At 61.4% G+C, this 12385-nt stretch carries 13 protein-coding genes; 6 read left to right on the forward strand and 7 right to left on the reverse strand.

Annotation, left to right across the window (positions count from 1 at the left end; translation table 11 throughout):
* Together BM017_RS08450 and BM017_RS08455 are read left to right on the forward strand one after the other, a co-directional pair.
* The gene (locus BM017_RS08450) at window positions 1-615 is read left to right on the forward strand and encodes an RNA polymerase sigma factor (RefSeq protein WP_092242857.1); all 615 of its coding nucleotides are present in this window, start codon (window positions 1-3) and stop codon (window positions 613-615) included.
* Window positions 609-854, forward strand: a complete 246-nt coding sequence (locus BM017_RS08455) for an anti-sigma factor family protein (protein WP_071491356.1) — start codon at window positions 609-611, stop codon at window positions 852-854. The genes BM017_RS08450 and BM017_RS08455 overlap by 7 nt, the downstream gene beginning before the upstream one ends.
* 107 nt (window positions 855-961) lie before the next feature.
* Here BM017_RS08455 and BM017_RS08460 read toward each other — a convergent pair whose 3' ends face one another.
* Window positions 962-2284 carry a putative porin gene (locus BM017_RS08460; RefSeq protein ID WP_028617432.1) on the reverse strand — a complete coding sequence of 441 codons (1323 nt, stop codon included), beginning with the start codon at window positions 2282-2284 and terminating at the stop codon, window positions 962-964.
* 282 nt (window positions 2285-2566) lie between these two features.
* On the opposite strand from BM017_RS08460, the gene BM017_RS08465 reads away from it, so the two are divergent.
* Window positions 2567-3691 (forward strand): GNAT family N-acetyltransferase, encoded by a 1125-nt coding sequence (locus BM017_RS08465; protein WP_092242859.1) that lies wholly within the window; start codon window positions 2567-2569, stop codon window positions 3689-3691.
* Between the two features lie 11 nt (window positions 3692-3702).
* Here the strand turns inward: BM017_RS08465 and aqpZ are convergent, their stop codons facing one another.
* From aqpZ to BM017_RS08490, 5 genes are all read right to left on the reverse strand, one after another.
* Window positions 3703-4404 (reverse strand): aquaporin Z, encoded by a 702-nt coding sequence (gene aqpZ, locus BM017_RS08470; RefSeq protein WP_092242862.1) that lies wholly within the window; start codon window positions 4402-4404, stop codon window positions 3703-3705.
* Between the two features lie 184 nt (window positions 4405-4588).
* On the reverse strand, window positions 4589-6421 hold the full coding sequence (locus BM017_RS08475; RefSeq protein WP_092242864.1) for an ABC transporter ATP-binding protein: 1833 nt from the start codon (window positions 6419-6421) through the stop codon (window positions 4589-4591).
* 82 nt (window positions 6422-6503) lie between these two features.
* Window positions 6504-7067 carry a peptidylprolyl isomerase gene (locus BM017_RS08480; protein WP_071491351.1) on the reverse strand — a complete coding sequence of 188 codons (564 nt, stop codon included), beginning with the start codon at window positions 7065-7067 and terminating at the stop codon, window positions 6504-6506.
* 3 nt (window positions 7068-7070) lie between these two features.
* The gene (locus BM017_RS08485; RefSeq protein WP_092242866.1) at window positions 7071-7874 is read right to left on the reverse strand and encodes an alpha/beta fold hydrolase; all 804 of its coding nucleotides are present in this window, start codon (window positions 7872-7874) and stop codon (window positions 7071-7073) included.
* Window positions 7875-7888: 14 nt separating this feature from the next.
* A complete protein-coding gene (locus tag BM017_RS08490; protein WP_071491349.1) occupies window positions 7889-8812 on the reverse strand; it encodes a PA3225 family LysR-type transcriptional regulator in 924 nt (307 codons plus the stop codon).
* A gap of 49 nt (window positions 8813-8861) precedes the next feature.
* On the opposite strand from BM017_RS08490, the gene BM017_RS08495 reads away from it, so the two are divergent.
* The 3 genes from BM017_RS08495 to BM017_RS08505 all read left to right on the forward strand — a co-directional run bounded on the left by BM017_RS08495 (window position 8862) and on the right by BM017_RS08505 (window position 10987).
* A complete protein-coding gene (locus BM017_RS08495; RefSeq protein ID WP_058425359.1) occupies window positions 8862-9176 on the forward strand; it encodes a hypothetical protein in 315 nt (104 codons plus the stop codon).
* A 139-nt stretch (window positions 9177-9315) separates the two neighbouring features.
* The gene (locus BM017_RS08500) at window positions 9316-9915 is read left to right on the forward strand and encodes an FMN-dependent NADH-azoreductase (protein ID WP_071491348.1); all 600 of its coding nucleotides are present in this window, start codon (window positions 9316-9318) and stop codon (window positions 9913-9915) included.
* Between the two features lie 202 nt (window positions 9916-10117).
* Window positions 10118-10987, forward strand: a complete 870-nt coding sequence (locus BM017_RS08505) for a carboxylate/amino acid/amine transporter (RefSeq protein WP_092242869.1) — start codon at window positions 10118-10120, stop codon at window positions 10985-10987.
* On the opposite strand, the gene BM017_RS08510 is transcribed toward BM017_RS08505, so the two are convergent.
* Window positions 10984-12282: a mechanosensitive ion channel family protein gene (locus tag BM017_RS08510; RefSeq protein ID WP_092242872.1), complete on the reverse strand. Its 1299-nt coding sequence runs from the start codon at window positions 12280-12282 to the stop codon at window positions 10984-10986. The two genes, BM017_RS08505 and BM017_RS08510, sit on opposite strands and share 4 nt — an antisense overlap.
* Window positions 12283-12385 lie beyond the last annotated feature (103 nt).

Below are 12385 nucleotides of genomic sequence, written 5' to 3' on the forward strand. Positions count from 1 at the left end.
ATGGCAGCAGCGGACGACGCGCACCTGCTTGAACGCCTGCTCAAGGGTGAGCAGCGGGCCTACAAGGAATTGGTCACCACCTACCAGAGCGCCATGCGGGCGGTGGCCTATGCCATCGTCGGCCAGCGTCACGCCGACGAAGTCGTGCAGGACGCCTGGCTGTCAGTGGTGCGCAACCTGGCCAGGTTCGAAGGCCGTTCCAGCCTCAAGACCTGGCTGCTGACCATTACCGCCAACGCTGCCAAGGGGCGCTACAAGCAGAACCGTCGCGAAGTGTTGCTCGACGATCTGCCTTCGCCCCATGGCACTATCGGTGACGATCGCTTCACCCCCGACGATGGTCACTGGGCCGTCGCCCCGTATGCCTGGCACCAGGACACCCCGGAAGCCTTGCTCACCGAGGATGAATTGCGCAAATGCCTGGAGCATACGATCCTGAGCCTTTCGGAGTTGCAGAGCAGTGTGCTGGTACTGCGTGAGCGCCAGGGCCTGGAGTTGGAAGAGATCTGTAATCTTCTGACGTTGTCGCTCTCCAATGTCCGTGTGCTGTTGCATCGGGCACGGCTTAAAGTCTTCGCCACGGTGGAGCATTTTGAGGAAACGGGCGAATGTTGACCTGTAAAGAACAAGTGGCACGTTCCAGTGACTATCTCGATGGGCAGTTGACCTTTCGCGAACGTCTGCTGGTGCGTCATCACTTGATGTTCTGCCCGAACTGCCGCCGGTTTATCCGCCAGATGCGCCTGATGCAGGCGACGCTGAGGATAATGCCGGACGAACCGGTAGACGGTGTGGAGGCCTTGGCGCAGCGTCTGGCTGACGAGCGGCTCAAGGATCATAAAGGCGGGGAATAAACAGGCTCGCGTGGGTGGAGCGAACGGATGATGGGGACCGATCCACCTACGCAAGACTGGTACAGCCACCTCGGGCCGTCCTGGCCCAAGGCTTTCAACACTTACTGTTAGAACTTGGCTTCTGCATCCAGCTGCAGGGTGTTGGTGTTGGCATCACGCTGGGTGCGGCTGGCATAGTCGGCCTTGGTCAGGAAGTACGTGGCACCGAGGGCGAAGTTCTTGTCGATGTCGTAGCTGACCTTCATCTTGTGACCGCGCGAACCGGTGGTGCCGTTGGCGAAGTCCGAGTCGGTGAAGGCACCCACCACGGCATTACGCTGAATGTCGCGGTAGTTGTAGTCCAGGTTGAAGCCGAACACTTTCGACTTGGCGCCGATCAGCCAGGCGGTGTCCTGGTCGGTCACGGCGTCGTTGTTTTTCACGTACTGGCCGTAGAACGCCAGCGGTACAGCCAGGCCGCCAATGTCGGCTTGGGCAAAGCCTTCATACAGGCGGAACTGGTTGTCGGCCGAGTTACCGTTGACCGCCAGTGCGCAAGGCGTGGTGGTGGTTGTGCAACGGCTGTCCTTGTCATTCTGGTAGGCGTAGACGCTGCCGCCCAGGGTCATTTTCAGGTTGTCGGTGACCGAGAAGCGTGTGCCCAATTGGCCAGAGGTCAGGCGCAGGTCGTGACGGAACTGCACGCCGTCGCCGTCGACGTTGTCCTTGAGGTTGTAGTTGCCGAGGCTGCCGAACAGTTCGGCGCTGCTGCCCAGTGGGTATTTGTAGGTCAGGGCCAGGCCTTCAGGGTTGATGTCGCTATCCCAGATGACGTCGCCCATGTTCACCCACGGTTGCAGCATCTTGCCGCCGATCACGTGCAGGTTCTTGATCTGGTCCGGGTGGTAGTCGATGTAGCCGAGGTCCAGCCAGATCGACTTCTTGTCGAAGTAGTTGTCCTGGTCCTGGTTGGTCGAGCGCGCATCGTCGCTGCTGCCGGTGGCAATACGGATACCGGTGTCGACCTGCGAGTTGATCTCGGTGTAGGCGCCCAGGCGGGCACGGATGCGCTGACGGTCCTTGTCACGGCCGCCGTTGTTGGATTCGCCCTGGATTTTCACGGTTTCCTGACGGAAACGTACGTCACCCTTGAACTGAGTCTTGGCGGCCCAGGCCAGCTTCTGGTCAAAGCTGCTCAGCTCATTGGTTTTCTTCGCGGTGGCCGCGATCTGTTCGTTGGTCTCTTGTTGAGCTTGCCGTGCGATCTGCTGTTCTTTCTGGTCTTTGGCCAATTCGCTTTGCAGTTCGGTGTACTGCGCTGCGGTGATCTGGCCGTTGGCCTTGAGCATGTCGAGCAATTTAGCGTCGACTGCAGCGCTGGCCGGAACGCTCAGGGCCAGTAACAGGCCGCCGCACAGGACCGCCGCAGTTTTAGTGGAAGCAAGACGCATATCAATCTCCGAAAGTGAGGAGGGATGGCAAACCATCCAGGACACAACCGACCGATGACGGACGGAAAATAGCCGCCGGGTAGAACCAGGCGCTCTAAAAACAGGCGTCAGTATCGCGACCGTTTATGACGGCGCAGTGGCGAAGTGATGTCATCTAGATGACAAATTATTTATGTTCGGAACTATTGGTTTAGAGCCTTGTCGTGCGAATCGGGGATGTGCCAGGGCTGGCAATCGGCGATACTCGCCAGGCTTTCACGCCCCGAACCAGTGAGGATGCCGATGCCGCTGCAACGCCTGGACAGCCTGTCCGAAATTGCCCCGCAAGCCTGGGATGCGCTGGTGCCGCAGGGGCAGCCGTTCGTGCGGCATGCGTTCCTGAGTGCCTTGGAAGACAGCGCCAGCCTGGGCCCGCAATCGGGCTGGCAGCCGGAGCATTTGCTGCACTGGGAGGGTGAGCGGCTGGTGGCGGCGTTGCCCAGCTATCGCAAATGGCATTCCTATGGCGAGTACGTGTTCGATCACGGCTGGGCTGATGCCTGCGAGCGCGCCGGTATCGACTATTACCCCAAGTTGCTCACGGCGGTACCCTTCAGCCCGGTCAGCGGTCCGCGCTTATTGGCCGCGAGTGCCGATGACGGTTTTGAGCTGCTCAAGAGCCTGCCGGGTTACCTCGAGATCGAGGAGCTTTCCAGCGCCCATATCAACTTCACGGATGACCTGGCCGATGCTGCACTGGCCCGGCAAGCGGGCTGGTTGCAACGCCTGGGCTGTCAGTATCACTGGCAGAACCGGGGCTACCGCGACTTCCAGGACTTCCTCGACGCCTTGAGCTCGCGCAAGCGCAAACAGATGCGCAAGGAGCGCGAGCAAGTGGCGGGGCAGGGGATCGATTTCGAGTGGCTGCAAGGCCATGAACTGAGCGAGGCGCAGTGGGATTTTGTCTACGCCTGCTACGCCAACACCTATGCCGTGCGCCGCCAATCTCCCTACCTGACCCGCGCTTTCTTCAGCCTGCTGGCCGAGCGCATGCCCGAAGCGATCCGCGTGGTACTGGCCAAGCAAGGCTCGCGCCCGGTAGCCATGGCCTTCAGCCTGCTCGGCGGCGACAGTTTCTACGGCCGCTACTGGGGTTGCCTGGCAGAGTTTGATCGCCTGCACTTCGAAACCTGCTTCTACCAAGGCATGGACTACGCCATCGCCCACGGCCTGCAACGCTTCGATGCGGGGGCGCAGGGCGAGCACAAGTTGATCCGTGGGTTCGAGCCGGTGATCACGCGGTCGTGGCACTACCTGCGCCATCCGGGACTGAAGAATGCCGTGGAGGATTTTCTCGAGCGTGAACGGGTGGGGATCGTGGCGTATGCACAGGAGGCAAGGGCAGCCCTGCCTTATCGGCAGGGCTGAACCCGTTTGCCTCAGCCCGGCGCCTCCTTGCCCAGCCATCGATAAGTGAACCCACCGATCACCGCACCCAGGATCGGCGCGAGCCAGAACATCCACAATTGCTGGATCGCCCACCCGCCGACGATCAGTGCCGGGCCGGTACTGCGGGCCGGGTTGACCGAGGTATTGGTCACGGGAATGGAGATCAAGTGGATCAGGGTCAGGGCCAGGCCGATGGCGCAGGGTGCCACGCCCTTGGGGACGCGGCGGTCGGTGGCGCCCAGAATGATCACCACAAACATGGCCGTCATCACCAGCTCACACACAAACCCCGCCGCCAGTGAATACCCGCCTGGCGAATGTTCGCCATAGCCGTTGGACGCCAGGCCCGATGCCAGTTCGAACCCCGGCTTGCCGCTGGCAATGAAGTACAGCAACGCAGCGGCGACCGTGCCACCGACCACCTGCGCGACGATGTACGCCGGTAACTCCCTGGCCGGAAACCTTGCGCCCACTACCAGCCCCACCGATACTGCCGGGTTGAGGTGACAACCGCTGATATGCCCGATGGCTACCGCCATGGTCAGCACCGTGAGCCCGAAGGCCAGGGACACGCCCAACAACCCGATCCCGACTGCGGGAAACGCCGCGGCCAGCACCGCACTCCCGCACCCGCCCAACACCAGCCAAAACGTACCCAACCCCTCTGTGACTGAACGCTTGAACAAAGACATGCAACCCGTCCTTGATAGATCGCTCTACCCAATCAGTAAATCAGTGATGCTCCCTGCAGATTTACTTCAGCGCCCGTCTGGGCACTGCACTGAGTACAGCACGGCTATGGCACAAATCCAGGGCTCTAATGTGGGAGGGGGCAAGCCCCCTCCCACAGGTTGGATTGGAAAGGGGTTGTAAGGGTCAGTCGATGCCGACGAAGCCGCCGGTCTGGTGCTGCCACAACCGTGCATACAACCCACCATGGGCCAGCAGTTCGGCATGGCTGCCGCTTTCGGCAATCTGGCCTTTCTCCAGCACCACCAGGCGGTCCATCCGCGCAATGGTCGACAAGCGGTGGGCAATCGCGATCACGGTCTTGCCCTGCATCAGGGTTTCCAGGCTTTCCTGGATCGCGGCTTCCACTTCCGAGTCCAGCGCTGAGGTGGCTTCGTCCATGATCAGGATCGGTGCGTCCTTGAGCAGTACGCGGGCGATGGCGATACGTTGACGCTGCCCGCCGGAGAGTTTCACGCCGCGCTCACCGACATGCGCATCCAGCCCGGTGCGGCCTTCGGAGTCCGACAGCAATGGGATGAACTCATCCGCGCGCGCCTTGTGCACGGCGGCCCAGAGTTCTTCGTCGGTGGCATCGGGCTTGCCGTACAGCAGGTTGTCGCGGATCGAGCGGTGCAGCAGCGACGTGTCCTGGGTGATCATGCCGATCTGTTCGCGCAAGCTTTCCTGCGCGACGTCGGCGATGTTCTGGCCGTCGATCAGGATACGCCCGCCTTGCAGGTCGTACAGGCGCAGCAGCAGGTTGACCAGGGTCGACTTGCCCGCACCGGACGGGCCGATCAGGCCGATCTTTTCACCGGCCTTGATCTCAAGGTCGAGGCCGCCAATGATCCCGCTCTTCTTGCCATAGTGGAAATCCACCTGCTCGAAACGCACTTCGCCATGAGGCACGCTCAGGCGCGGGGCATTGTCGCGGTCGATCACCGCCAGCGGCTGGGCGATGGTCTTCAGGCCATCCTGCACCTGGCCGATGTTTTCGAAAATGCCGTTGACCACCCACATGATCCAGCCGGACATGTTGACGATTCGGATCACCAGGCCGGTGGCCAGGGCGATCGCGCCAACCGAAATCAGCGACTGCGTCCACAGCCACAGCGCCAGGCCAGTGGTGGTCACGATCAGCAGGCCGTTCATGGTGGTGATCACGATGTCCATGCTGGTGACCACGCGGCTGGCCAGCTGGGTTTTTTCGGTCTGCTCGATGATCGCTTCCTTGGCATACTCCTGCTCATAGCGGGTATGGGCGAACAGCTTCAAGGTGGTAATGTTGGTGTAGCCATCGACGATGCGGCCCATCAATTTGGAGCGCGCCTCGGAGGAAATCACCGAGCGCTCCTTCACCCTTGGCACAAAGTAGCGCAGCGCCAGGCTGTAGCAGAGGATCCAGGTCACCAGCGGGATCATCAGGCGCCAGTCGGCCTCGGCAAACAGCACCAGGGAGCTGATGGCGTAGATCGCCACGTGCCAGATCGCATCCACCGCCGCCACGGCGGAGTCGCGCAGGGAGTTGCCGGTTTGCATGATGCGCTGGGCAATACGCCCGGCGAAGTCGTTCTGGAAGAAATTCAGGCTCTGCTTGAGCACGTAGCTGTGGTTCTGCCAGCGGATCAGGCTGGTCATGCCGGGGCTGATGGTCTGGTGCACCAGCAGGTCATGCAGGGCGCCGAAGATCGGGCGCAGCAACAGGGCGACCACGGCCATCCAGATCAGCTCGGTGCTGTGCACCTGAAAGAAGTCGGCGGGCGGCGTGCCCTGGGCGAGGTCGATGATGCGGCTCAGGTAGCTGAACAGCGCCACTTCGATCAGCGCGCCGATCAGGCCCACCACCAGCAAGGCGGCGAAATGCGGCCACACCTGGCGCAGGTAGTAGAGGTAGAAGGGCAGGACTTTATCAGGCGGGGCGGCGCTGGGGGCGTCGCGGAAGATGTCGATCAGTTGTTCAAAGCGACGATAGAGCATTAGGTATGACGCCCGCCGTGCGGGCTCTCCTTTCAAATGCGCACGCAGCCTTGTGGGCTGCGCGCGGAACTGCCTGCCAGGCTCAGTCGAGGCGCTTGGCCGACTTGATCACGACAGGATCGATTGGCACGTTCTGCATGCCTTGCTTAGTGGTGGTCTGGGAGTTGACGATGATGTCGACCACGTCCATGCCCTTGACCACTTTGGCGAACACGGCGTAACCGGCATCGCGGCCTGGGTCGAGGAACGCATTGTCGGCGACGTTGATGAAGAATTGGCTGGTGGCCGAGTTCGGGTCATTGGTGCGCGCCATCGACAAGGTGCCACGTACGTTATGCAGGCCGTTGCTGGCTTCGTTCTTGATTGGCGCGTCGGTCGGCTTCTGCGCCATCTGCGCGGTGAACCCGCCGCCCTGGACCATGAAACCCGGGATCACACGGTGGAAAATCGTGTTGGTGTAGAAGCCCTTGTCGACATAGGCCAGGAAGTTCTTGGTGCTGATTGGCGCCTTGACCGGGTCCAGTTCGATCTCGATATCGCCGTTGGTGGTGGTGATCAATACGTGGGGCGCCTTGGCGGGCTCGGCGGCCATCAGGTTGGCGGCGAACAGAACAGAACCGGCAAAGAAGGCGATTTTTTTCAGCATGGGTCAGTGATCCTGGGTAGTGGTTTCGACTGTCTTTAGAAATTCGAGCAAGGTTGCGTTAAAGACTTCGGGTTGATCCAAGGGCGTGGCATGGCGGGAATCTTCTATCACCACCAGTCGCGCATCGGGCAGCAGTTTTACATAGTTTTGTTTCTGCGCCACAGGGGTGTAGTCGTGGTCGGCGCTGATGACCAGCGTAGGACAGGTAATGCGCGAAAGATGTTCCTGCACCCCCCATCCCACAATCGCATCGAAGCTGGCGAGATAAGCACGTTTGTCGTTCTTTGCCCAGCGTTCGGCCATTTTGCGGCGCAGGTCGGCCTGGTGCGGTTTTGGGAAGAGCCGTTCGCCCAACGCCTTGCCGATTGTGGAGAGGCTCAGCAAGCGTGCCAGGCTCCAGCGCTTGGCCCACTGCCAGTAATCATCGGCACTGCGCACCTTGACCTCGGGGGCGCTGTTGACGATGCAGAGGCTCTTGATCCACGCCGGTTCGTCCACGGCCAGTTGGAAAGCGATCATGCCACCCATGGACAAGCCCACCACGTGGGCCGGTGGCAGGTCCAGGTGTTCGAACAAGGCGATCAGGTCGTAGGTGAAACCCGGGATGCTGTAGCGTTCGCGCGGTTTGTCCGAGCGGCCGTGGCCGCGCACGTCCACCACGATCAGGCGGTAATGCCGGGCCAGCACTGGAATCTGCAGTTCCCAGTCCTGGCTGCTGGAGCCCAGGCCGTGGATCAGCACCAGCGGCGTGCCGTGGCCATATTCCTCGTAGTGCAGGCTGCATCCTTCATGGTCGAACCAGGCCATGGGCGAACTCCGTTTCAGGCTTGCCGGGGGGCGGCGAAGGGCGCGTCCAGCGGTGCAGTGTCAAAGGTGCGCAGCAGTTCCACGAGGATCTGCGTGGCAGGCCCCAGGGGTTTGTCCTTGTTTGAATACAGGTAGAACGTGGGGTGGCGGCTACCGCCCTGTTCCAGCGGCAGTTGCTTGAGAACGCCTTCGGCGAGTTCGCGCTCGATCATGTGCCGGGGCAACCAGGCGAAGCCCAGGCCGCTGCCGACAAAGGCGGCGGCGGTGGCCAGGCTGCCGACGGTCCAGCGCTGTTCGGCGCCGAGCCAACCCACATCGCGCGGTTGCTGGCGGCCGGAGTCGCGGATCACCACCTGCATCTGGCTTTCCAGGTCCTGGAAGCTCAGTTCGCGGTTCATGCGGTGCAGCGTGTGCTCGGGATGGGCCACTGCGACAAACTCCACGTCGCTCATTTCCGTGCCCAGGTAGCCGGGGATACTGAACCCGCAGATCGCCAGGTCGGCGACGCCTTCCATCAGCAACTCTTCAACGCCAGACAACACCTCTTCCCGCAGGCGCACGCGGCAGCCACGGCTCTGGGGCATGAAGGCGGAAAGAGCGCGCACCAGGCGCGCATTCGGATAGGCCGCGTCCACCACCAGGCGCACTTCGGCTTCCCAGCCCTGCTCCATATGGTGGGCAAGGTCCTCCAGCTGGCTGGCGTTTTTCACCAGTTGCCGGGAGCGGCGCAACAGCACTTCACCAGCGTCGGTGAGTACCGCCTTGCGCCCGTCAATGCGCAACAGCGGTACGCCAAGCTGGTCCTGCATGCGGGCCACGGTGTAGCTCACCGAGGACTGCGAACGGTGCAGCGCTTCGGCCGCCTGGGCGAAGCCGCCATGGTCGACCACGGCTTGCAGCGTGCGCCATTGATCGAGGGTAACGCGGGGCGCTTTCAAGATGGGCTCCTCTTGTCCTAAGCTGGCTGTCCTTATTGGAGACTGCCGAATGAGAAAATTCTGTTGTGTGTTGCTGGCGCTGCTGCCGATGAGTGCGTTTGCCTACCCCATCGACGTGACCAAGAAGATCGACGGCGTGAGCATCGATTACACCGCCTCTGACGTGGACGGCGACATCAGTTCGATCCAACTCAATAACTACGGCACCCACGATGCCGTGTGCTCGGTAACCTTCACCAACGGCCCGGAATCGCCGCGTCGCCGCACGGTCACGGTGCCGGCGGGCAAAAGTACCAACACCACGGTCAAGTTCAACCGCGCCATTATCAAGATGCGTATCGCCCTGGCCTGCACGCCGAAATAAGCCGAGGGCGGAGCATGCTCCGCCTTTGAACAAATTTATAGATGGGTTATAGCAGTTTTTTGCGCTTTTTAATCGAATTGGCTCTGTTTAATCTTCACTCCATCGACTTACAGCAATTACAGATGGAGCCTACAACGCCATGTCCAACGTTCTGATCATCGAAAGCAGCGCTCGCCAGCAGGATTCGATTTCCCGCCAACTGACCCAGCAATTCATCAGCCAATGGCAGGCCGCTCACCCGACAGATCAGATCACCGTCCGTGACGTGGCGCTCAACCCGGTTCCACACCTGGATGCCAACCTGCTCGGCGGCTGGATGAAGCCGGCCGATCAGCGCAACGCCGACGAACAGGCGTCCCTGGATCGTTCCAACGCATTGACCGACGAATTGCTCGCCGCCGACGTCCTGGTGATGGCTGCGCCGATGTACAACTTCGCGATCCCCAGCACCCTCAAAGCCTGGCTGGACCACGTGTTGCGTGCGGGTGTGACCTTCAAGTACACCGCCACCGGCCCTCAGGGTCTGCTGACTGGCAAGCGCGCCATCGTGCTCACCGCTCGCGGCGGCATCCACACCGGCGCCAGCTCCGATCACCAGGAACCGTACCTGCGTCAGGTCATGGCCTTCATCGGGATTCATGACGTCACCTTCATTCATGCCGAAGGGGTGAACCTGAGCGGTGACTTCCAGGAAAAGGGCATCAACCACGCCAAGGCGCTGCTGGCCCAGGTGGCTTGATCCTTTAATCGTCACATAATCGCGCAGTGTTTATATCGCTCCACGCCAACCCTTCAAGTACGCGTAACGAACCTCCCTTTGCACTTTTGCTCCTGAGTGCTACCGCCCGACTGACGCTTTAGCGAGGTCGGGTTTTTTTTGCCCCGAGTTTCTTCAACCGTCGAAAACCGTTAATGTCCCGCCCATTCGAAACGAGGCGCGCATGGGCTACTTACTGGTTGTTACCCTGATTCAGGCATTTTCCTTCAGCTTGATCGGCGAATACCTCGCCGGTCACGTCGACAGCTACTTCGCCGTGCTGGTGCGTGTGCTGCTGGCCGGGCTGGTGTTCATCCCGCTGACCCGCTGGCGCTCGGTGGAACCGGCCTTCATGCGCGGCATGCTGGTGATCGGCGCGCTGCAGTTCGGCGTGACCTATGTGTGCCTGTACTTGAGCTTTCGTGTGCTCACCGTGCCGGAAGTGCTGCTGTTCACCATTCTCACGCCGTTGCACGTGACCCTCATCGAGGATGCCCTCAACCGTCGCTTCAACCCTTGGGCGCTGGTCGCTGCACTGGTGGCGGTAGCGGGCGCAGCGGTGATTCGCTTCGACCAGATCACCCCGCATTTCCTTGGCGGTTTCCTGCTGCTGCAATTGGCCAACTTCACCTACGCCGCCGGCCAGGTGATGTACAAGCACCTGGTGGCGCGCTACCCCAGTGACCTGCCGCACTACCGGCGCTTTGGTTACTTCTATGTGGGCGCGTTGTTGGTGGTGTTGCCGGCATTCCTGCTGTTCGGCAAGGCTGACTTCCTGCCGGAGGCGCCGCTGCAATGGGGCGTGCTGGTGTTCCTTGGCCTGGTCAGTACGGCGCTGGGCATGTACTGGTGGAACAAGGGCGCCTGCCTGGTGCAGGGTGGCACCCTGGCGGTGATGAATAACCTGCATGTGCCGGTGGGGTTGCTGCTGAATTTGCTGATCTGGAACCAGCATGAACCGCTGGGGCGGTTGGCGTTGGGTGGGGTGGTGATTCTGGGGGCGGTGTGGATCAGTCGGTTGGGCGCGAAGGCGCCCAACCGCTCCCTGGTTTAGCCAGCGCGACTTTCAGGGGCCGGCAAATGACTGGCCCCCAACACCGCCGGCAACACCCCGGCGCGCAAGTCATTTCCACTCGGCTGCTGATACAGACTCAAGCCAAATTCCGGCAACACCGCCAGCAGGTAATCAAAGATATCCCCCTGGATCCGCTCGTAATCGGCCCATGCCGTGGTGCGGGTGAAGCAGTAGATCTCCAGCGGCACGCCCTGGGCGGTGGTCTGCATCTGGCGCACCATGCAGGTCATGTTCGGCTGGATGTCCGGATGGCTTTTCAGGTAGGCCAGGGCATAGGCGCGGAAGGTGCCGAGGTTAGTCATGCGGCGGCGGTTGGCCGACAGTTGCGCGCTGTGGCCCTGGGCTTCGTTCCAGGCCTTGAGTTCGGCCTGTTTTCGCCCGATGTAGTCGGTGAGCAGGTGCACCTGGGTCATGCGCAGTTCTTCGTCGTCGCGCAGGAAGCGCACGCCGCTGGCGTCGATGAACAGGCTGCGCTTGATGCGGCGCCCGCCGGAGGCCTGCATGCCGCGCCAGTTCTTGAACGACTCGGACATCAGGCGCCAGGTGGGGATGGAGACGATGGTCTTGTCGAAGTTCTGCACCTTGACCGTGTGCAACGTGATGTCCACCACATCACCATCAGCGCCGACCTGGGGCATTTCGATCCAGTCGCCGACCCGCAGCATGTCGTTGCTGGTCAACTGCACGCTGGCGACGAACGACAGCAACGTGTCCTTGTACACCAACAGGATCACCGCCGACATCGCACCCAGCCCCGACAGCAACAACAGCGGCGAGCGGTCGATCAGGGTGGCGACGATGATGATCGCGCCAAACACGAACAGCACCATCTTCGCCAACTGCACATAGCCCTTGATCGAGCGGGTGCGCGCGTGTTCGGTGCGGGCGTAGATGTCCAGCAGGGCGTTGAGCAGGGCGCTGATGGCCAGCACCAGGAACAGGATGGTCAGCGCCAGGGCCACGTTGCCGATGAACAGGATGGCGGTCTTGCTCAGGTCCGGCACCAGGTACAGGCCGAACTGGATCACCAGTGACGGCGTCATCTGCGCCAGGCGATGGAAGACCTTGTTGTGCCGCAGGTCGTTGAGCCAGTGCAGGGACGGTTGCCGGCCAAGCAGTTTGACGGCGTGGAGGATGAGGTAGCGCGCCACTCGTCCGAGCACCAGGGCCACCACCAGCAACACCAGCAAGCCGAGGCTGGCGTGCAGCAGCGGGTGTTCATCGAGGGCGCCCCAGAGGTCCTGGGCGTTGAGCCAGAGCTGTTTGATATCCATGGGTGAAACCGATTCTTCTGTGGGACAAGACGGGGCGATTAGAGCATTTAAGTGCAACAAAGTTGACGCCATGGACAAATGTCCTGACAAAAAAGCGGCCGAT

This window comes from Pseudomonas sp. NFPP04 (genome assembly GCF_900113815.1).
Taxonomy (GTDB): domain Bacteria; phylum Pseudomonadota; class Gammaproteobacteria; order Pseudomonadales; family Pseudomonadaceae; genus Aquipseudomonas; species Aquipseudomonas extremorientalis.